At 63.0% G+C, this 19112-nt stretch carries 18 protein-coding genes; 4 read left to right on the top strand and 14 right to left on the bottom strand.

The window, feature by feature from the left end; all coding sequences use genetic code 11:
* Position 1: 1 nt before the first annotated feature.
* The 13 genes from EYS42_RS11760 to EYS42_RS11700 form a co-directional block, all read right to left on the bottom strand.
* Complete coding sequence (locus EYS42_RS11760; protein ID WP_130968352.1) at positions 2–1522, bottom strand: GumC family protein; 1521 nt, start codon at positions 1520–1522, stop codon at positions 2–4.
* Positions 1519–2691 (bottom strand): glycoside hydrolase 5 family protein, encoded by a 1173-nt coding sequence (locus EYS42_RS11755; protein WP_130968351.1) that lies wholly within the window; start codon positions 2689–2691, stop codon positions 1519–1521. Before EYS42_RS11755 ends, EYS42_RS11760 begins: the two co-directional genes overlap by 4 nt.
* Before the next feature lie 2 nt (positions 2692–2693).
* Positions 2694–3377 carry a polysaccharide biosynthesis/export family protein gene (locus EYS42_RS11750; protein WP_165456752.1) on the bottom strand — a complete coding sequence of 228 codons (684 nt, stop codon included), beginning with the start codon at positions 3375–3377 and terminating at the stop codon, positions 2694–2696.
* A 688-nt stretch (positions 3378–4065) separates the two neighbouring features.
* Positions 4066–5214, bottom strand: coding sequence for an acyltransferase family protein (locus EYS42_RS11745; RefSeq protein ID WP_130968349.1), 1149 nt, complete (start codon positions 5212–5214; stop codon positions 4066–4068).
* Positions 5211–6425 (bottom strand): glycosyltransferase family 4 protein, encoded by a 1215-nt coding sequence (locus EYS42_RS11740; RefSeq protein WP_165456751.1) that lies wholly within the window; start codon positions 6423–6425, stop codon positions 5211–5213. The genes EYS42_RS11745 and EYS42_RS11740 overlap by 4 nt, the downstream gene beginning before the upstream one ends.
* Positions 6422–7867 carry an O-antigen ligase family protein gene (locus EYS42_RS11735; RefSeq protein ID WP_130968347.1) on the bottom strand — a complete coding sequence of 482 codons (1446 nt, stop codon included), beginning with the start codon at positions 7865–7867 and terminating at the stop codon, positions 6422–6424. The genes EYS42_RS11740 and EYS42_RS11735 overlap by 4 nt, the downstream gene beginning before the upstream one ends.
* Positions 7864–8832, bottom strand: coding sequence for a glycosyltransferase family 2 protein (locus EYS42_RS11730; RefSeq protein WP_130968346.1), 969 nt, complete (start codon positions 8830–8832; stop codon positions 7864–7866). The genes EYS42_RS11735 and EYS42_RS11730 overlap by 4 nt, the downstream gene beginning before the upstream one ends.
* On the bottom strand, positions 8820–9659 hold the full coding sequence (locus tag EYS42_RS11725) for an NAD-dependent epimerase/dehydratase family protein (RefSeq protein WP_165456750.1): 840 nt from the start codon (positions 9657–9659) through the stop codon (positions 8820–8822). The genes EYS42_RS11730 and EYS42_RS11725 overlap by 13 nt, the downstream gene beginning before the upstream one ends.
* Positions 9650–10603 (bottom strand): glycosyltransferase family 2 protein, encoded by a 954-nt coding sequence (locus EYS42_RS11720; RefSeq protein WP_130968344.1) that lies wholly within the window; start codon positions 10601–10603, stop codon positions 9650–9652. Before EYS42_RS11720 ends, EYS42_RS11725 begins: the two co-directional genes overlap by 10 nt.
* The gene (locus tag EYS42_RS11715; protein WP_130968343.1) at positions 10593–12023 is read right to left on the bottom strand and encodes a sugar transferase; all 1431 of its coding nucleotides are present in this window, start codon (positions 12021–12023) and stop codon (positions 10593–10595) included. The genes EYS42_RS11720 and EYS42_RS11715 overlap by 11 nt, the downstream gene beginning before the upstream one ends.
* Before the next feature lie 10 nt (positions 12024–12033).
* Positions 12034–13134, bottom strand: coding sequence for a GDP-mannose 4,6-dehydratase (locus EYS42_RS11710; protein ID WP_130968342.1), 1101 nt, complete (start codon positions 13132–13134; stop codon positions 12034–12036).
* A gap of 152 nt (positions 13135–13286) precedes the next feature.
* Positions 13287–14261, bottom strand: a complete 975-nt coding sequence (locus tag EYS42_RS11705) for an alpha/beta fold hydrolase (RefSeq protein WP_130968341.1) — start codon at positions 14259–14261, stop codon at positions 13287–13289.
* Between the two features lie 98 nt (positions 14262–14359).
* Entirely contained in the window at positions 14360–14659 is a 300-nt protein-coding gene (locus EYS42_RS11700) for a flagellar basal body protein (protein ID WP_245503619.1), read from the bottom strand.
* A 562-nt stretch (positions 14660–15221) separates the two neighbouring features.
* Between EYS42_RS11700 and EYS42_RS11695 the strand changes: the two genes are divergently transcribed.
* Positions 15222–15401, top strand: coding sequence for a hypothetical protein (locus EYS42_RS11695; protein ID WP_130968339.1), 180 nt, complete (start codon positions 15222–15224; stop codon positions 15399–15401).
* A 164-nt stretch (positions 15402–15565) separates the two neighbouring features.
* Entirely contained in the window at positions 15566–15745 is a 180-nt protein-coding gene (locus tag EYS42_RS11690) for a hypothetical protein (RefSeq protein ID WP_130968339.1), read from the top strand.
* Positions 15746–15850: 105 nt separating this feature from the next.
* On the opposite strand, the gene EYS42_RS11685 is transcribed toward EYS42_RS11690, so the two are convergent.
* Complete coding sequence (locus EYS42_RS11685; protein ID WP_130968338.1) at positions 15851–16453, bottom strand: TetR/AcrR family transcriptional regulator; 603 nt, start codon at positions 16451–16453, stop codon at positions 15851–15853.
* Between the two features lie 248 nt (positions 16454–16701).
* Between EYS42_RS11685 and EYS42_RS11680 the strand changes: the two genes are divergently transcribed.
* On the top strand, positions 16702–17862 hold the full coding sequence (locus tag EYS42_RS11680; protein ID WP_130968337.1) for an acyl-CoA dehydrogenase family protein: 1161 nt from the start codon (positions 16702–16704) through the stop codon (positions 17860–17862).
* Positions 17863–17906: 44 nt separating this feature from the next.
* The gene (locus EYS42_RS11675; RefSeq protein ID WP_130968336.1) at positions 17907–19112 is read left to right on the top strand and encodes an acetyl-CoA C-acetyltransferase; all 1206 of its coding nucleotides are present in this window, start codon (positions 17907–17909) and stop codon (positions 19110–19112) included.

Here is a 19112-nt window from a genome sequence, read left to right as displayed (position 1 = left end):
GTCAGGCTGCCAGTTCGGGCACTTTGGCCAACAGTGGCAGTCCCAGCGTACCGACGATGTCGTGCGCCTGGTGGATCCTGTCGTCGACATGGTCGAGCAGGAAGGCCAGCCCCAGACCGCCAAGCAGCGCTCCCGCCAGCGCACCCACCAGCACCATCCACAACTTGGGGCTCACCGGTTGAGTGGGCCGAGCGGCAGCACTGATGATCGACACATTGCCCAGCCGTGCTGCGGCCTGCGCTTGAGCCAGCCGGGCTTCTTCCTGCTTCTCCAGGTAAAGCTGTCGGGAGGACCGAAGCACGTCCAGTTGCTGCGTCAGTTGTTTGTCTTGCGCATCTTGCCGGTTGAATCGCTCCAGACGCCCTTCGATTTCTTGCTGCAGTGCCTTCAGGCTCGCAGCACTGCGACGCAAGCCCGCCAGTTGCGCCTCAGTCTGCAGCAGGTCATCGCGGATGCGGGCATGGGCTGGGTTCAGTCCGGTCTCACTGCTCCGCACCCGTTGTGCCTGCTGGTCCTGCAGCAGTTGCATCAGGGCCTTGCGTTCTTCAGCCAAGCCTTCCAGCCTGGGGTCGAGGTCCGAAAATCGTTGGCGGATGTCGGCTTCTCGACGGGCGACGTCGGCCAGTTGCTTGTTCAGTTCACTCAGCGCGAGGTTGTTGGCGCTTTCTCCACCGGCCAGCTGCATGGTGGCCGGCATCTGCTGGAGCTGCTGCTTGAGCACTGCGGCACGACTCTCCTGCTGAGCCATGGCCACCAGCGTGTCATCCAGACGCTTGCCCGCGTCATTGAGCGCGGCAATCTGTGCAGAGCGTTGCTGGTCGAGATCAGACACGTGGTGCGTGCTGCGGTAGCTTTCCACGGCCTCTTCGGTGCCCTTGAGCTGGCGATCGAGTTGCGCCAGTTGGCGGGCAAAAAAGTCGCTTTGCTCTCGTTGGTGGATGCGCACACGCTCTTGCAGGTACAGGTTGACCAGGGTGTTGACGGTCAGGGCAGCAGCGTCAGGTGACTTGTTGCGCATGCTCACTTCCAGGGTGTTCGAGCTTTTCAGTGCTTCTGCCTTGACGGCTCTTTGGAAGGCGCTCACGGCCTTGTCTTCCAGGCTGCGTTGGCTGGACAGAGGAAAAAAATGATCTTCAAGGGCGTTGTACATCCAGGTCAGGCGCTGCAGGACGCCCTTGGGGGTGTACCAGGGGTGTACCACGTCAATGCCAGGAAAGACCGCGGAAGGGCCGAGGGTGCGGATCACCTGACGAGCCAGCGCGGGGTCGGTCAGGATGCTGGCTTCTGAACGCAGCTGCTCTTCCCGAATCACGGACATCACAGGTGTTCTGAACTGGCTGGACGGCAGGGCTGGCATGTAGATGTCTTCCTGTCCAAGCTTGACCAGCAGCGAGGCTTGTGCCTCGTAGGTGGGTGAGATCAGGCGCAGGCTGGCGTACACGCCGACCACCACCGCTGCCATGAAGGTCAGGATGGCGGCTCGGCGGCGAAACACCACCTGCAGCAGGTCACGGGCTGTCATGGGGGACTCCTGTCTGAGGGCGGGCGCTGTGTCAGTCGTCGAAGGGCATCCCCAGCAGGACGCAGGCTGCCGTCGGGTCGGTAGACACCGAAGCTGCCCATGCCATCGGGTGAAGGGTAGTCTTCCAGGGCGAACCAGTACACGCGTTGCACGCCGGTGGGGATGCTGCGTGCACCTGTGCCGTAAGGGCGATCGGTCAGGCGCTGCGTCACAAAGCTCAGATCCTGCTGAAGACGGCGGGCTTGCCCAGCCTCGTCAACGCCCAGGCGCTTGTTGCTCACGAAGTAGCCCATCTCGGTGATCCAGATCGGTTTGCCCCCCGATTTTCGCAATGTCATGAACAGCTGGATGTTGAACACCTTGCCCAGGAAGCCCGGGTCATCGATGCTGCCGACAAAGCCCATGGCGCTGGCTTTTCGATCGTCCTTGTCCATGGCCTCCGCTTCTCGAATGCCGTCCCACCAGTGAAACAGGTAGCTGTGTACAGCCATCACGTCGAAGGTCTCGCCATGTGCAGGGTTCGCCTCCCACAACTGCCACATGAACTCGATGTCGGGTTTGGCCAGGCCGGCGTGCACCAGCTGGATGCGCGCCCGCACGGGGCGAAGGTGTTCGTGGACAACCTTGTACAAGGCCGTGAATGCCCTCGCGTCCGGCTTGGGCCCCCAAAACATCTTGACGTTGGGCTCGTTCCACACCTGCCAGTGTGTGATCGGTGTCCACGTGATGGGTGCATTGCCCTGAGGCCCATACCGTTCAATGGAGGCCTTCAGGAAACGGGCATAGTCGCCCAGGTGATCGGGTGAGGGGGCCAATTCATAGACGTCGTCGGCCTTGTGCAGATCGGGCAGCGCCCAGGCAGGCGCGTAGTGCACGATGGGCAGCAGCCGCACCCCTTCCTTGTGTGCTGTGTTGACCAGACGATCCAGGGCGCGCCAGTCGTACTTGCCCTTTTGCTTCTCGACGATGCGCCATTCCCAGTCGATCCGAACTTCCTGCAGACCGAGTCGCCGTACCTTCTGAAATCGTTGCTGCAGTGTGGCGTCGTCTCCCGGCCCCCAGAGCACATTGATGCCCAAGGCAGGCATGCGACCTGCTGATGCGGCAGCCTGGGCCTGCCACAGGCTCAACCCCAGCACCAGCCAGCACAGCACCCTGCTCACACGCATGCTCAGTCCTTCAGGTGTTCCTGGTTGACGTTGAAGCCGAAGTTCACACCGCGCAGCAACAGCAAGTCAGTGATGTATTGCTGCACGAACCGGTTGGCGTTGGCCACCCGCGTGCGGGGCAGGTAGATCACATCCGACGGCATCAGTGCCACCCGTGTGTCTGGCTTGCCTTCAGCGAGTGCGTCTTCGGTCAGGTTCAGTCGGTAGGGCATGGGTTGCCCTTCAGGGCCCTTGCGGATCAGGATCACCGATTCCATCTGGGCAGCAGCACGCTGGCCGCCCGCGCGCTGGATGGCCTGCAGAGCGGTGATCCCGCCATCCAGTGGCACCACCTGCGGGGTGCCAACTTCGCCGCCGACGTACGCTCGGTGGCCGGCGAATGAACGAACAATGACCGAAAGTGTGGGATTTTTCACCTTGGCAGAAAGCCGTTGTGTCAGATCTGCGTCGAGTTCCAGCGGGGTCAGGCCCGCGGCCTTCACGTCATCGATCAATTGCAGGGTGATGAACCCGTCGGGTCGGATCTTCTGGCTTTCATTGAGCTCGCTGGTGTAGGCGAACTTCACGTCCAGATCGTCGCCAGGTTGCAGGCGATAGGCGGGCAGCAAGGCGCCTGGCGTGTCTCCCAGCGGCAGACCTTCAGCGCCAGGCAGTTCGGCCACATACACGGTCGTGCACCCAGACATCCACAGGGCAGCCAAGGCTGTACACCACCGCACCAGGGGCAGCCGTCGAGTGTTTCGGTGTTGCTGTCGCATCAGATCAATCGGTAAAGCCATTCGGGAATCCAGTTGTGCGTTCGATTCAGCACGACACCCAGGACTTGGGTGCCAGCCTGTTCGAACTGTCGGGCTGTGTGGCGGAGCACTGCTTTGCGTGTGTGGCCGGCCCGGGCCACAAGGATCACGCCCTGGCTGTGCGGCGCCATCAACAACGCAGCGGGGGATCGGCTGATGGGAGGCAGATCCCAAAGAACCAGCGGTTCTGCCTGCAACCAGCGGGGGGGCATGCCCCCCTGCGGACTCCGGAAAAGGGCCATGCAATCTGCAATCCGCATGCGGGTGCGGCGAACGCCTTGGGTGTCTGCGTGCGGCGGCACTTGCGGATCAAAGTCTGCAGTTGCAGTGTCATCCACGCGGACCCAGGTGGCACCGCCATGCCCTGGGGCCAGCTGCCGGGTGGCATGAGCTGCCACGGTGCTGCAGCCAGCGCCTGCATCGACCCCCACCAGCATGAGGTGGGGCGATGACGACGCCGTGCACTGACGCAGGAGCTGTGCAGCCAGCCCTTGCAGAGGGCCATCGAGTTCACCTGCAGCCGTCGCCGGGACGGGAGGTTCGATCCGGGGCTGCAGCCGGGGGTGTGGCAATGCACTCATGGTGTCTGTGCGCGTTGGATGGGCCTGCGGGTCAAGCGACGGCCGAAGTCGATGATCGGACGCTCAAGCAGAAGATGGACCAGCATGCCGGTTGACAGCACCAGTCCCGTGACCACCAGCACACACAGCCACTGGGCCCAAGGCGCGAGGTGCATCAATGCCAAGGCCTTGCCGACAGTGGCCAGAACGAAGGGGTGGGTCAGGTACAGCGAATAGGATGCATCGCCAGCCCAGACCCAGGCATCCCGTTGAGCTCGAAAAGTGCCCTGCAGGCGCTGTTTGCGTTCATGGACCAGCCATGCAATGAGCACGCACGCATAAGTCAGGCCGAAGGTGATCACCCTCACCGGATGTTCTTCATTGATGGCGCCTGGATGCGCCCACAGCACAGCCGAAGCGCCGCACAGCACGGCCAGCACGCACCATGCCCACGCAGGCCAGCGGGCCAGCCGATCGAGGGTGTGATGCACGAGGACACCCAGAGTGAATTGCCAGATGAACAGCGAAGTGAGGTGCCAGTCCCACCAGGGCGCGCCGCCTTGATGGGTCCACCACCAACGCACAGCGGCCAGTGCGCTGAGGGTGAGCATGACGGGCAGCAGACGCTCGCGGCCCAGTACGCTGGCGGTGAAGAACACGGTGGCGTAGAAAACGATTTCGTGCTCGAGCGTCCAGCCAATGAACAGCAATGGCAGGCCCGCCTGGGGCCAGGCCAGCCATGACAACAGCACCGATGACCAGGTGTGGTTGCCGCTGCCCATGGTCATTGCCGGATTGATCAGCCACAGAACGGTGGCCAGAAGGCAAAACAGAAAGAAAAGCGGGTAGATGCGGATGAAGCGGCTGAGCAGCCAGCGACGAGGCTCGAACGGCTGACTGAAGGTGATGTGGCTCATGATGAAGCCGCTGATCACGAAGAAGAGGTCTGGCGCTGAATAGCCGAACGCCCGAGCGTACGTTCCGTGCACGTTCCCCCAGCCGGGCATCTTCATCGCGATGTCTTCGATGTGGACGATCAGCACCATGAGGACCGCCAGGCCACGAAGTCTTTGCACAGACAGCAATTCGTCTCGGTGGACAGAGGATGCAGCCTGCAGGCGTTGGCTCAAGACCAGCCAAGGCAGTGTGGTGGACAACGCCTTCATGGGGTCACCTCCAGAAGCTGTTGATGGAGTCGGCGCAGGCTGTCGATGTGCACATGTTTGCTGTGGTGCTTTGCCACATGCTGACGGGCGCGATGGCGCCACCTCTCGGGCTCTGTCAGGTCGGCCATGGCCCGCATGAGCGCTCCCTGCAGTGCTGTGACACTGACCTGTTCAGCCAGCCAGCCGGTCTGACCATTGCGCACATAGTCGGTCAACCCGCCAACAGGAAAGGCCACCACGGGTGTTCCGTGCGACATGGCTTCCAGGCCGACAAGGGGCCCCGGGTCGTCCCATACGGAGGGCACCACCAGCAGGTCTGATTGGCTGTAGAGCTCGGCCAGCTGGCTTTGCGGCAGCCAGTCCAGGAAACGAACACGATCGGTCATCGTCAGCTGGGCAGCTTTGTCCCTTGCCAGATTGAGCTGGGGCCCCGCCGTCACGGCCGTGAATCGCCAGGTGCCAGGCAGGTCTCTCAAGGCGTCCAACAGCACGAGCAGGCCCTTGCCGGCAATCGCCTGCCCCGTGAACAGCATCTCCACAGGGCGGTCGCTGCCCGGGCGACCGGGGCGGTGTGGCAGGGCTGCGTCATCGACCCGAGCAGTGGCATCAAATCGATTGAAGTACGGGATGAGATGACATTGCGTGTCCTGGTAGCCATTGACCTTCAGCATGCGCAGCATGTGCTGACTGCCCACCACGGCCGCATCAAAGTCGCGGTACTGGCGGGCCTCCGCCAGCTTCTGTCGTACCGGGATCAGGCGTGGCAACAGTTCACCTTGCTCGGGCGCACCCAGCCAGCAACCGAACATCAGACAACTGGCGCCCAGTGGTCGGTGGCAGCGGTCTCCAGGGTAGCGGCGACGTCCCATGCGCAGGCACATGGAGGTGTAGTCGTGGAACGACCTGACCTTGGGTTGCGGCATGCGGGTGATCGCTTCCAACCAGGCGGGATGACTGCACAGGTGCACATGCAGCACATCAGGCTGCAGGGCCTGCATGGCGTCCACGAGCACGTCAGCGTGGCCGCTGGCCAATGGGCCGCTGAGGTCCACCAGCGTCAGGCCATGGGTTTCAAGATGGTCGGGCACCACAGGTGTCGCGTGAACCAGGACCATGTCATCGCCCGCATCCTGCAAGGCGCGGCTGACAGTCAGCACATGGTTGGGGAGCCCTCCCAGGGTCAGGCTTTCGACCAGCATCATCACCTTCATGCCCATCGTCCTCCTGTTGTGTACACGCTGCCGGGCACCCTGTGGTGCTTGGACTCACGTCCCATGCCCAGGCGCCGCCCATCCTCCTGGTTGAGACCCAAGGTCAGCAGGGTCACCAGCAGCATGTGCATGTTCTGCAGCAGCAGCATGTCGACCGTAGCGAACACCAGGTAGGCGCCCAGGGCGCCCAGGGCGGCGAGGGTGAAGGTGTCACCCCGTGCCTGCCAGCGCAGCCACAGGCCACGACCCATCCAGAACAGAAAAAGCAGGTAGCACGCCAGACCGACGCCACCCGTATCGGCCAGGATCTCGAGGTACGTGTTGTGCGCATGGGTCGATGCGTAGCCCAGCGGCACATGCAGCCATGGTTCCTGGCCATAGAAGGCGTCACGGAAGTTGCTCAGCCCCACCCCGAACCACGGCGATTCGCTGGCCACCTGGAGGGCTTTGCCCCAGATGATGAGGCGATCAAGTACCGCCTCCGGACGACCGGGCACGAGGCCCTCTACGCTGCCGTCCCATTGCGGCCAAAGCGAAAGCCCCAGCCACGCAGCCAGTGCGACCAGCAGCAGGCCCCAACGGCTGCCACGTCGCAGACCGGCATGGCAAGACAGCGCGATCACAGTCAGCATGACCGCCGCTCCTAGCATGCCCCCCCGTGATTGCGAAACGGCCAACCCAGCCGCACTCACCAGCAGGCTCAGCAGCGCCAGAGGGCGATGCCATGACGCGGTGGGGCGCAGGCAATGGGCCCAAGCCACACTGCCCGACATGGCCAGGAACATGGCCAAGCCCTGTGCGCCGCCGAAGGTGCTCCCAGCACGCCCCGAGACATCGAAGGTGTGCCGGATGGTCTGTGTTCCCTCCGGGACAGGCACTCCGATGCCCAGCATGCCGCTGACTGACCGACCGTGGGTGATGTACTCGACCACGCCGTCCAGCGCGAAGGCGCAAGGCGCCACCATCAGCACCAGCGCAGCAAAGCGACGGGTTTGAAGGTCCCAGCGCAAGCTGGTCAGCACCCATGGCAACAGCACAAACCATTCAACAAGGCGCAACAGTTGTTTGAAGCTTGCTGACGGATTGATCGATCCCCACTGGGACAACGCGGCAGCCACCAGAAATGGAAGCATGGCGCGGGTGATGTCGGGCAGTCGCCATCTGCTGGGTTGAGCGCGTTCGCTGCCAGGCCATTTCAGGAAGGGGAGCAGCATCCACCACCCCACCAGCAGAGCGTCGCTCAGGGTCAACGGCAGGCCGGCCAGGCTCTTCTGCACGGGGATGCCCAGGGAGATGAACCACACCGGCAACATCCACAAGGGGTGCCGGCACACCAGCAGCAGTGCGCAAAGCACCACGGGCGCCGCCACGCCAGCCCAGGGCCACCACACGATCAGCATGGCCATCAGCAAGCCTGTGGAGACGGCCAGTACAGGGCTCATGATGGCGTTCTCCGCGCACCAGCATTCAGATCAAAAGGGTTCAGTCCCATGATCCGCAGATCGGTCCGCACCATGGCCATGGCCGCTCCTCGGCCCGAGGGATCGGTCGCTGCGGTGGTCAGCACACGCAAACTGTGCGCCAGCAAGGTCAGATCCGTCAGCAGCTTCAAGGCCAGGATCTCGACAGCCGTGCGGTGCTTGCGATACAGCAGGTAGCGGCTGCGACGCAGTTCAAAGCGCATGCGCAGTGCCGTGGGCGACGCCTCCAGCCTGGCGCGAGCACCATGTGGCGATCTGCCCGACGATGCACCGCCTCGGTGAAGCACGCGGGCCTTTGGCACCAGCAGGAGGCGCCAGCCTGCATGACGCGCCCTCAGGCACCAGTCCACATCTTCGTCGTACATGAAGAAGCCTTCGTCCAGGCAGCCCACGGCCATCAGGGCCCGATCACGGATCAGCATGCAGGCGCCATGCAGCCTTTCCATGGGCACCGGGCAAGTCTCGCCACTGGCAGGAAAGTCGGGCCCAAGCAGTGCGCGTTTGAGCATCTGACCCAGGCTTGGAAAGTGGCTGGGGTAGTCTTGATCGGCGCCATCATCGGCATTGACCACCCGGGCACTGACGGCACCTGCTAGGGTGTCGTCATCCAATGCAGCCAGCAAAGCATCCAGTGTGCCGGCTTCGACTTCGGCGTCGCTGTTCAACAGCAGGGCATGCCCTGCGGACAGCGAGCGCAAGACCAGGTTGTTGCCAGCCGCAAAGCCCAGATTGCCGCCGGCATCGATGAGCGTCACGTCGGGGTGTGCCTGGCCGATCAGTGTCAGGCTGCCATCTGCTGATCCGTTGTCAACCACCTGTACCGACACCGTGGCGCGTTGCGGCGGGTGGCGTTTGATCGAATCGATTGCGCGGATCACCAACGCTGGCGTCTTGTAATTGACGATGGAGATGGTCAGGTGCTGCATGACATGGCCTCCGATCGTTCGCGCAATGTGGCGCCCAAGGTGTCGCAAGCAGCCAGTACTTCGTCGGCTGACAGTGGCCTGATGCTGAAGGTCTGGACAGCTCGGCCGATGTCCAGCGCGAAGGGGTCGTGTTCGCGCCAGTCGGTGACCAGCATCTGACCACGACCCAGGCCCATGGTGAGCCGCTGCATGACACGGCCGACGGGCACTGCCACCCCGGCCCCCAGGTTGTAGCAGCCTGGCTGGACCCCGTGGATGACCTTCAGCAGTGATGCGGCCAGGTGATCGAGCGGAATGAAGTCACGCGCCACGAAGGGACTGACGTCAAGCGAGATGCAGCCGCGTGACAGCAGCGCCTGTTGGGCCTGGGCCATGAAACTGCGGCGACCGTTGGCCAGCTCCAGGCCGAACACATTGCTCAGTCGAAGCACGGTCAGGCGTGGGCCCAGCAGGGAGTGGAGTTGTGCTTCGATTTGGAGCTTGTTGCGCCCATAAGGGGTGTGAGGGTTGCAAGGCATCGACTCTCGCCACGGGGTGCCATCCACGGACAGGCCATAGACCATGCGGGTGCTCAGGGTGATCAGGTGAGCGCGAGGGTGTGGCATCAAGCGAAGCGCCAGCTTCATGTCGATGTCATCGGCGGGGTCCAAGGCGCCCGTGCGCAGGGCTGGCGCGAATGCACAGTTCAGCACCACATCGGTGTTGTCGAAAGTCTCGACTGGATCAGCGGCTTGCGCATGTGTCAGCCAACGCCACCCGGCTGTGGCCGGCAAGGTGCTGAGCGCTTGCGCGATCATGCTGTGAGTGCCCACCACCGTCACTTGCATGCCTGTCTCCAGAACTGGCGGTGCAAGCCCAACCAGGGCAACCAAGACGGCGGCAGATGGCGGAACCTTCGTCCCAGGTGAAACCCGCCGAGTTTGGCGATGGCGCGCAGTGGAATCTGACACAGCGTGCTGGCAGATCGTGCTTGCCAGGCAGCCCGCCATTCAGTGAGCACGTACCGAAGGCCTTCACCCGACGCGGCGAGGTGAGCGCGTTGCAGCGCCGGGTCCATCGCGAGCAGCGCCCCAATGTCGAAATAGCGTCGAAACTCTACAGGCAGCGGGTGATTGTGGCTGTGCACGGCCTGGGCCTCTGCCTGGTAGACGCGAACCCAGCCTTGCGCCAGCAGGCGAATCGCTGCGGCCATGTCCTCTCCCAGGGGCAGTTGCTCGGGAAAGCCGCCGATGCTGCGCAAGGCACTCACTCGGTACGCCGCGAACGAGTTGGAGCAGAACACCCCCTTGATGCCGAGTCGGTCGAGGTCACTCCATTGGCTGCGCTGGCCTTGCGATGGGTAGTTGAAATGTCTGGCGTGGCGTTCCAGCAAATGGGCGTCCGGTCTGGGTGTCTGCCGTCCGTAGCTCACTGCCACCGCGGCATCGTCGAAGGGAGCGATCAGTTGTGAGAGCCAGTCGGTGCCCTGAGGAACCGCATCCTGGGTCAGGTAGATCACGATGTCGGTGGGCATGCAGTGTTCAAGCGCCAGGTTGCGTGTGCAGCCGTGCCCGAATTCTTCCTGCCTTATCACCAGCACCCTCTGACCATGACGCTTCAGAAGGGGGACGGTCTGGTCGACCGAGGAAGAATCAATCCACAGCACCTGATCAGGCGGTCTGCGACTGCTGGACAACGCCCTGAGCAGATCAGGAATGTGACGTTCGGCATTCCAGGTGGGCACGATGAGGCTGACGTGTGCCTGGCCCTTGGTGTTCGAGTCAGAATGCATTGCGCCCTCCGAAGCCACCCAGCACCGTGCGCAGGATGATCAGCAGATCCAGTGGCCACGACCAGCGTTGGATGTATTCGATGTCTTTTTCGAAACGCTCGACGATGTCCTGCTCGGTGAAGGTGTTGCCGCGAAGTCCATGCACCTGCGCCCAGCCGGTCAGGCCAGGACGCACTTGGTAGCGCGCCATGAAGTGTGGGATGACTTCTTCATAGGTGCGTTGCCCGGCCTTCACGCCAGGCGGATGTGGGCGTGGGCCCACCACCGACATGTGGCCCAGCAGCACATTCACAAATTGCGGGAACTCATCCAGGCTGGTTCGGCGAAGGAAGTCACCCACGCGTGTGACCCGGGCATCACCTCGTTCGGTCAGGCGGATCTCCTGGGGGCTCGGGTCGTGGCGCATGCTGCGGAACTTGACCAGGGGGAAGATGCGTCCATGGCGCCCGCAGCGCGGCTGGACAAAGAAGACTGGCCCGGGTGATTCGAGCTGGATCGCCAGGGCGATCACCAGGCCTGCTGGCAAGAAGGCGGTCAGTGCCAGTCCGGAGAACACGATGTCGAAGAGCCGCTTGCCCAGTCTTCCCGACAGCGGGAGTGACTCCGGGCCCAGTGACCAGGTGCCTTCTGGCCCTCGGCGGCTGGGTTGCGCCAGGGTGTGAGTCGCCCAGAAGGCGTCGGTGCACACGTACACGTTGGGCGTGAGTTGGCGCCACATCTGGGCATGGCGTTGCCAGTCGGTGCCCGACATGCCTTCGGGCGATATGAGCACGCCATCACAGGTGGCTGCAGGTTCCGCGGCAGGGTGGGCTGCTGACAGCGGGGACCTCTGTGACAACAATGCTTCGCCGATCACGTTGAGTCCCCGGTGCTGTTGCGCTTGCACCCTCAGTCCTTGCAAGCCTTGGGCGGTGCCTGCAAGCACCACATTCATGCGTGGGGCCCAGCGTTTGCGCCAAGCGCTCCAAGCTCTGAAACCCGTCATGGCCAGTGTGGGTGGCAGCAGCCAGAGCGACAGCAGCAGCCATGGACCGGGCCCTTGCAAGTGCAGCGCCGCGCCCAGTGCGTAAAGCGCCATGCATGACCAGGTGCTGTGCCATGCCGAATGCACCCATGCCAGCCCCACGGGCAGTCGTCCGCCTGTCCAGCGCTGCGTGCTGGTGCTTCCCAGCATGCTCAGCGTGGGCAAACCCATCCACCAGCACCTGAAATCCGCGTGTCGTGTACTCCAGTCATCGGGCCCCAGCAACCACCAGACCAGAGGCACAGAGACCGCGGCAGCCAGTGCCAACAGGCCGCGCAGCGCCAGATCGTCCAGGTCAGCACGCCAGCGCAGGTCGACAGGGCGGTGCAGCGTCTTGCCCGGTGTGACGGGCGGACGTTCCCACCGATCCGACAGGGGTTCTTTGACAGCGCCCATGTGCGAGCCCTCACTGCACGTCAGACGCAGCCGTTACCGCCAGTTCCTTGTCGGCCAATGGCCATCGATCGGATCGCAGGGCTGCGGGGACGGGCAGGTCTGACAGATCGACGGTGGGGAACTCCGGGCATGCTCTGTCCAGTGCTTCCACGCCGAACAGCTCGACGTATCGGGCCAGGTGTGCACGGTACCAGGCGATCAGCGCTGGCAGTTCGCTGTGCAGGTGGCGCGTGGGGGTCCACCCCATGGAGGACAGCCGCTCCCATGAGATCGCGTATCGGGCATCGTTGAAGGGCCGATCTGGGACGAACTCGAAGAGCTCCGATCGCAAAGGGCCGAAATGCGCAGCAATCATTTCGGCAACCTGCAGGTTGGTGAATTCGTCGGTCGTGCCGATGTTGTAGACCTCCCCCTCCTGGCCTTTCTCACAGACAAAGACCACCGCCTTGGCGAAGTCGATGGCGCTGAGGTAGTGGCGTCGGTTCTGACCGTTGCCATGCAAGGGCAGCGGTCGTTCCAGCAGCATGTGACAGATGAACCGCGGGATGATCTTTTCAGGGAATTGTCTCGAGCCAAACAGGTTGTTGGCGCGGACGGTGACGATGGGCAGGTGGTAAGACTGCACATACCCGCGCAGGATCATTTCTGCAGCGGCTTTGGACGACGAATAGGGGTTCGTGGGTCGCAGCACCGTGTGTTCATCGACGCTGCCGCTGTGCACCTCGCCATACACCTCGTCTGTGCTCACATGGACGATGCGCTGGACGCCTTGTTGCCGGCAAGCCTCCATCAGGCTGTGAGTGCCCACCACGTTGGTGCGGGTGAACTCCAGCGAGTTGCCGAAGGAGTTGTCGACGTGGCTTTCCGCTGCAGCATGGATCACCAAGCGTGCACCCTGGACAGCGCGCCTGCACACGTCCAGATCGGCCACATCACCGACCATCAGTTGCGCGCGGTTGGAAAACACGTGGTGGGACACGTTGCGGACATCACCGGCGTAGGTCATCTTGTCCAGGATCAGAACCCGGTCGTCTGGATAGGCGCGACAGACCTCATCGACGATGTGGGAGCCAGCGAATCCGGCGCCACCCGTGATCACGATGTGCGACATGCAGCTTCTCCCCAGCCCGTGGGGCTGTCAAGGGAAACACCTCGCTTGCCCTTGACTGCCGGGCTGGCCCACGTTGGTGCATGACATGGGCCTACAGTGTCAGGTTAATGACACTGCCTGGATGCATGCAAGCGCCGTACCCCTCTTCCCCCCTAACTCTTGGTGGGGCCAGGTGGCGGTGAGGCGACGGGGCGGCGGTCTCCGCCTCCGTGCTGTCGCACAAAGCGGCGCACGGCCCCAGCCATTTCACTGGGGTGACTGAGCGGCAGCCAGTGTCCGGCCTGAAATGTGTGTCGGGTGAGTTCGGGCACCCAGCGGTGCAGGTCGTCGTACAGCGCCGGGCTGATGAAGCGGTCTTGCAGCGGGATCAGCAGCTGCACGGGCGCCACGGCATGCCGCTCACGCGGGGCCCACAGGCGCGGGAACACATTGGCGCGGTACAGGCGGACACCTCGCACCGCATCGCGGGCCTGATTGGCACGCCCTTCGGTGCGAATGCCCTCCATCAGCCTGAGCAAGGGGGCAAAGGCCGGGCCGAACACCAGCATCCACAGCAGCTCGGGCAGCACCGGCAGATGGAACAGGTACACGTACCAGGATTTCAGCAGCTGGCCCAGCAGGGCCTGGCTGTGGGCCCACGAGGGTTGAGACAGACGGCGTTGAATCCAGTGTCCCATGTGGTCCAGGCACGGGCCTGAACAGGAGGTGTAGCTGGCGATGCGCCCCTTGAAGCCCGGGTCGGTGACGCTTTCCCAGCTCTGCACCGAGCCCCAGTCGTGCGCCACCACGTGCACCGCCCGATCGGGGCTGACATGGTCGATCACAGCCCGCAGGTCGGCACTGAGCTCTTGCAGCCGGTAGTGGCGCTGACGCCAGGGTTTGCCTGATGCACCGGCCCCCCGCACGTCGTAGGCGACGACATGGAACTCGTCAGCCAGCAGGCGTGCCATCGGAGCCCAGATGCTGCGATCGTCTGGATAGCCATGCACCAGCACCAGCACGGGCTTACGGGGGTCTCCCCAGCGTTGCAGGGCGATGGCATGCGTGCCACGCCGGAGCTGTTCGGTGCCAGCCCATTCAGGTGCGCATGCGGCCGGTGTGTGCGAAGTGGGGTGTACTGCAGCCATGCGAGCACTGTAGAAGCCGTCGCTTCCGTTGCACAGGGATGCAGCCGACACCAGGGAAGCACCGACGACAGCCAGCCCCCCGCACTAACCCGAGGTGGTCAGGCGCGGGCGTCGAGCAGCGAGCCCATCATGCGCTCCTCGGTCTGAAGCACTTTCAGGTTCGCGCGGAAGTAGTAGGTCGCGGCCATCTGCCCGACCACATCGCCTTCGATGGACGACTGGGCCTCGCGCGTTTGCACGATGGTGGCCTTGACGCCCTGAGCTTCAGGCGCAGCCTCGAGTGCCACCGCCTGTTTGCGGTAGTTGGGCGTCTGTGCATTGGCGATGTTGTTGGCGCTCACGTCGAGCTGCAACATCGCGGCGTTCATGCCAGACAGGGCAATGCCAGTGGTGCTCATGCGTGCCATGTTGGCAGGCCTCTGCCGCGGACACCAGAGGGAGGGCGGGCTCTTTTGCCTGCAGGCGTGACGTTTTTGACGTCATGGCGCATCCAGCGGCGGGCATTCAGTTGCGGAAGACGCAGGGGGCACAAAGCGCCAAATCGTGTAAACCCTGTGTGCGGCTGTTCCAGCACCTGCCGCCTGTCCTGGAGGAGGGCGAGCCTCGCCGAGCACCTTGTCAAAAGGTGACACGTCTGAGGGAGTTCACGGACTCGACACTGTCATGTGCATGAAAAAGGTCACATTGCCGACAATCTGTCAGAAGCAGACATTACCGTTTTTGCATTGTGAAATTGTGTTCGGAAATATTAATTCCCATTTTCGGTTTGAATTACCAGATCGCGCCAAGCCGAGCTTCGTGATAACCCATCCCCCTTTTTGAGGGGAAATGTGGGGCGGGGTGATATTCCCCGCTGGGAGAGGCTGTTTTGCAAAGGGTAAAGTGAAGTTGTGGATTCGCAAAGCAACAAGCCAGCGGCCCACAGATTCCAAAAACCTCACACTGACTGGAACAAGCAAAATGCAACAACTGAACCAAAAGCAAGTGCAACAAGTCGCCGGCGCTGGCATCCTGACCTCGGCCGTGAAGACGGGTGCCCAAGCAGGCGTGGCCCTGGGCTCTGGCCTGTACAACGCTGGCGTGATCGTCGGCACCCCGCTGGTGAAGACCGGTTCGGCCCTGCTGAAGGTGCTGATCTGATATTCAAGAGCTCCGTGGGCTTATTCATTTAAGCCCATTGACATTGAATATATGGGGCTGTTGATTTCGTCGCGGCCAAGAATGGGTGCTTGAATTCTCGCAAGGGTTTTCTGCCTGTTCTTTATATTCCTGTGGTCTGAATACATATTGATTGGAGAAGTACCATGCAACAACTGAACCAAAAGCAAGTGCAACAAGTCGCCGGCGCCGGCATCCTGACTTCGGCCGTGAAGACGGGCGCTCAGGCCGGTGTGGCCCTGGGTTCCGGTCTGTACAACGCCGGCGTGATCGTGGGCACCCCCCTGGTCAAGACCGGCTCGGCCCTGCTCAAGGTGCTGATCTGAACATGAATGAGCGCCGCTGACTGGCGGCGCTTTTTGACGATCAAGACCGACAGCCCCGGAGGTGCAAGCCTCCGGGGTTTTGCTTTGTGGGCCGCCGGGCCGTGATCACTCGCTGTGAGCCATGGCCCGCCAGATGATGCCGAACCACTCGTCGAAGTGCGACAGCAGCGGGGTTTTCTCTCGGCGAACGATGTGCATCAGGGCCACCCGCCCCACCAGGCCCATGAACACGTCCAGCAGCACTTTGGTGGACACACGAGGGTTCAGCACACCCCGCGCCTGGCCGTCCGCGAACACGCCCAGGAAGGCGCCCATCAGTTCCGGGCTTTCGTAGATGCGGATGTTGCGGTGCTTGACCACAGGCACGGCCGTGAACAGCAACAGCAGCACAGCGGGGTGGCGGTCGAGGAAGTCGAGCGTGACCCACAGGGTCTTGCGCAGGCGCTCGCGCACGTCGTCGATGCCTTGCAGGTGGTCGATCATGCGCTCGGCCAGGCGCCCCAGCATCACATCGAGCATGGCGTACACCAGCGCTTCCTTGCTGCCGAAGTACTTGTAGATGGTCTGCAGCGACACGTGGGCCTCGCGCGCCACGTCGATCAACCCCACATCATGGAAGTCTCGGCTGGAAAACAGTGACAGCACGGCGTTCTCCAGCCGTTCACGTGTTTCGGGGCGCAGGCTGTTCAGGGAGGCAGGTGTGCTCATGGAAATCAAGCTTACCAAATGATGCTGCTTTGGCAGAAAACGTTCCTTTGGCCTTGCTGTCTGGTGGGCTGCATTGCAAGATCAAGCCACACAGCCACCCCGTGGAAAGCCCATTGAGCAGTGAAGATGTGCGTGAACAAGCCGTTGCGCTGCCATCCTTTCAACTGCAATCAAGGGTAAACCATTGGCGGTAATTCAAATTACCTGAGTGGTTGACATCTGTTCACCAGGACCTTCGGAGACTTTCCATGCCCATTCACAGCTTTGCACCCGCCTGGATGACCGACGAGCACCGCATGCTCAAGGAGTCGGCCACCCGTTTCTTCAAGGAACAGTGGGGCCCCAAGGACGAGCAATGGCGCCACGACGGCGTGATGACGGCCGAAGCCTGGCGCGAGGCCGGTGCCAACGGCTTCCTGTGTGCCTCGATGCCGGAAGCGTACGGCGGCGCGGGCGGTGATTTCGGGCACGAGGCCGCGCTGGTGCTGGCCCAGGGCGAAGCCGGGATTGGCGGTTTCGGTGGCTCGCTGCACTCGGGCATCGTGGCCCCGTACATCCTGCATTACGGCACCGAAGAACAGAAGAAGCGCTGGCTGCCCAAACTGGCCACCGGCGAGCTGATCGGCGCCATCGCCATGACCGAGCCCGGCACCGGCTCTGACCTGCAGGGCGTGCGCACACTGGCCCAGAAGTCGGAGGATGGCCACACCTACAAGATCAACGGCAGCAAGACCTTCATCACCAACGGCCAGCTGGCCAACCTGATCATCGTGGTCTGCAAGACCGACAAGGACCAGGGCGCCCAGGGCATCTCGCTGATGGTGGTGGAGACCGACGAGGCCCCGGGCTTCCGCCGTGGCCGCAACCTCGACAAGATCGGCATGGATGCGCAGGACACCTCCGAGCTGTTCTTTGACGACGTGGTCGTGAGCAAGCACAACCTGATCGGTGAACAAGAGGGCATGGGCTTTTTCCAGCTGATGCAGGAGCTGCCGCAGGAGCGCCTGCTGGTGGCCCTGGCCGGCATTGCGGCCATGGAGCTGGCCATGAAGGAAACGCTGGCCTACACCAAAGAGCGCAAGGCCTTTGGCAAGCCCATCTTCAGCTTCCAGAACACCCGATTCAAGCTGGCCGAATGCCAGGCCTTGCTGATGGCCTCGAATGCGCTGGTCGACGCGGCCATGGTGTCGCACCTCAAGGGCGAACTGGGGGTCGACCGCGCTGCGCTGATCAAGTACTGGATCACCGACAACCAGTGCAAGCTGATCGACGAATGCCTGCAGCTGTTCGGCGGCTACGGCTACATGAAGGAGTACCCGATCGCCCGCCTGTGGGCCGATTCACGCGTGCAGCGCATTTATGGCGGCACCAACGAAATCATGAAAGAGCTGGCATCACGCTTTCTGTGATCCACCACCTTGCACGCCACGCCAACATCTTCTGAGGAGCTTCCATGATCGAAGCCTACATTTTCGACGCCGTGCGCACGCCGCGCGGCAAGGGCAAGAAAGACGGCAGCCTGCACCAGGCCACGCCGGTGTGGCTGTTGCGCACGCTGTTGCAGGCGCTGCAGCAACGCAACCAGCTCGACACGTCGCTGGTCGATGACGTGATCCTGGGTTGCGTGACACCCGTGGGTGAGCAGGGCGCCGACATTGCCCGCACCGCCGTGCTGGACGCGGGCTGGTCGCAATCGGTCGCCGGTGTGACCTTGTCCCGCTTTTGTGCTTCGGGCCTGGAGGCCATCAACATGGCCGCGGCCAAGATCCGCGCGGGCCTGGACGACATGGTCGTGGCCGGTGGCGTGGAAAGCATGAGCCGCTGGCCCATGGGTTCTGACGGGGGCGCCTGGGTGATGGACCCGCGCATCAACACGGGCACGGCCTTCGTGCCCCAGGGCATCAGCGCCGACCTGATCGCCACGCTGGAAGGCTTCTCGCGCACCGACCTCGATGCCTACGCGGCCGAATCGCACCGCCGTGCCGCGGCCGCCCAGGCCGAAGGCCGCTTCAGCAAGTCGGTCGTGCCCGTGCGCGACATCAACGGCATGCTCATGCTCGACCGCGATGAAACCGTGCGCCCCGGCACCAGCGTGGAGACGCTGTCCAAGCTCAGCCCTTCGTTCGAGATGATGGGCACCATGGGCTTTGACGCCACCGCGCTGTCCAAGTACACCACCATCGAGAAGGTGCTGCACGCGCACCATGCCGGCAATTCGTCGGGCATTGTGGATGGCGCTGCGCTGCTGCTGCTGGGCAGCAAGGAAGCAGGCCTCAAGGCCGGCCTCAAGCCCCGTGCCCGCGTGCGCATGGCGGTGGAGTGCGGCTCCGAGCCCACCATCATGCTGACCGGCCCCACGCCGGCCTGCCACAAGGCACTGAACAAGCTGGGCATGACGCCGGGTGACATCGACCTGTGGGAGATCAACGAGGCCTTCGCCACCGTGCCCATGAAGACCGCGAAAGACCTGGGTGTGCCGATGGACCGTGTGAACGTGAACGGCGGCGCCATCGCGCTGGGCCACCCTCTGGGTGCCACGGGCGCCATCATCCTGGGCACGGCCCTCGATGAACTCGAGCGCACGGGCAAAGCCACGGCCCTGGCCACCTTGTGCATCGGTGCCGGCATGGGCATCGCCACCATCATCGAACGCGTCTGA

Source organism: Aquabacterium lacunae (genome assembly GCF_004310865.1).
In the GTDB taxonomy this organism is placed as follows: Bacteria; Pseudomonadota; Gammaproteobacteria; order Burkholderiales; family Burkholderiaceae_C; genus Aquabacterium; species Aquabacterium lacunae.
This window is presented reverse-complemented; position numbering and strand designations above follow the sequence as displayed.

Bases quoted from the DNA above. Each gene is read 5' to 3' on its own strand.
- EYS42_RS11755 (WP_130968351.1), bottom strand. From the start codon at position 2,691: ATGCGTGTGAGCAGGGTGCTGTGCTGGCTGGTGCTGGGGTTGAGCCTG.
- EYS42_RS11735 (WP_130968347.1), bottom strand. From the start codon at position 7,867: ATGAGCCCTGTACTGGCCGTCTCCACAGGCTTGCTGATGGCCATGCTG.
- EYS42_RS11740 (WP_165456751.1), bottom strand. From the start codon at position 6,425: ATGAAGGTGATGATGCTGGTCGAAAGCCTGACCCTGGGAGGGCTCCCC.
- EYS42_RS11710 (WP_130968342.1), bottom strand. From the start codon at position 13,134: ATGTCGCACATCGTGATCACGGGTGGCGCCGGATTCGCTGGCTCCCAC.
- EYS42_RS11685 (WP_130968338.1), bottom strand. From the start codon at position 16,453: ATGAGCACACCTGCCTCCCTGAACAGCCTGCGCCCCGAAACACGTGAA.
- EYS42_RS11730 (WP_130968346.1), bottom strand. From the start codon at position 8,832: ATGCAGCACCTGACCATCTCCATCGTCAATTACAAGACGCCAGCGTTG.
- EYS42_RS11695 (WP_130968339.1), top strand. From the start codon at position 15,222: ATGCAACAACTGAACCAAAAGCAAGTGCAACAAGTCGCCGGCGCTGGC.
- EYS42_RS11700 (WP_245503619.1), bottom strand. From the start codon at position 14,659: ATGAGCACCACTGGCATTGCCCTGTCTGGCATGAACGCCGCGATGTTG.
- EYS42_RS11675 (WP_130968336.1), top strand. From the start codon at position 17,907: ATGATCGAAGCCTACATTTTCGACGCCGTGCGCACGCCGCGCGGCAAG.
- EYS42_RS11715 (WP_130968343.1), bottom strand. From the start codon at position 12,023: ATGGGCGCTGTCAAAGAACCCCTGTCGGATCGGTGGGAACGTCCGCCC.
- EYS42_RS11725 (WP_165456750.1), bottom strand. From the start codon at position 9,659: ATGCAAGTGACGGTGGTGGGCACTCACAGCATGATCGCGCAAGCGCTC.
- EYS42_RS11690 (WP_130968339.1), top strand. From the start codon at position 15,566: ATGCAACAACTGAACCAAAAGCAAGTGCAACAAGTCGCCGGCGCCGGC.
- EYS42_RS11680 (WP_130968337.1), top strand. From the start codon at position 16,702: ATGCCCATTCACAGCTTTGCACCCGCCTGGATGACCGACGAGCACCGC.
- EYS42_RS11705 (WP_130968341.1), bottom strand. From the start codon at position 14,261: ATGGCTGCAGTACACCCCACTTCGCACACACCGGCCGCATGCGCACCT.
- EYS42_RS11750 (WP_165456752.1), bottom strand. From the start codon at position 3,377: ATGTCTGGGTGCACGACCGTGTATGTGGCCGAACTGCCTGGCGCTGAA.
- EYS42_RS11745 (WP_130968349.1), bottom strand. From the start codon at position 5,214: ATGAAGGCGTTGTCCACCACACTGCCTTGGCTGGTCTTGAGCCAACGC.
- EYS42_RS11760 (WP_130968352.1), bottom strand. From the start codon at position 1,522: ATGACAGCCCGTGACCTGCTGCAGGTGGTGTTTCGCCGCCGAGCCGCC.
- EYS42_RS11720 (WP_130968344.1), bottom strand. From the start codon at position 10,603: ATGCATTCTGACTCGAACACCAAGGGCCAGGCACACGTCAGCCTCATC.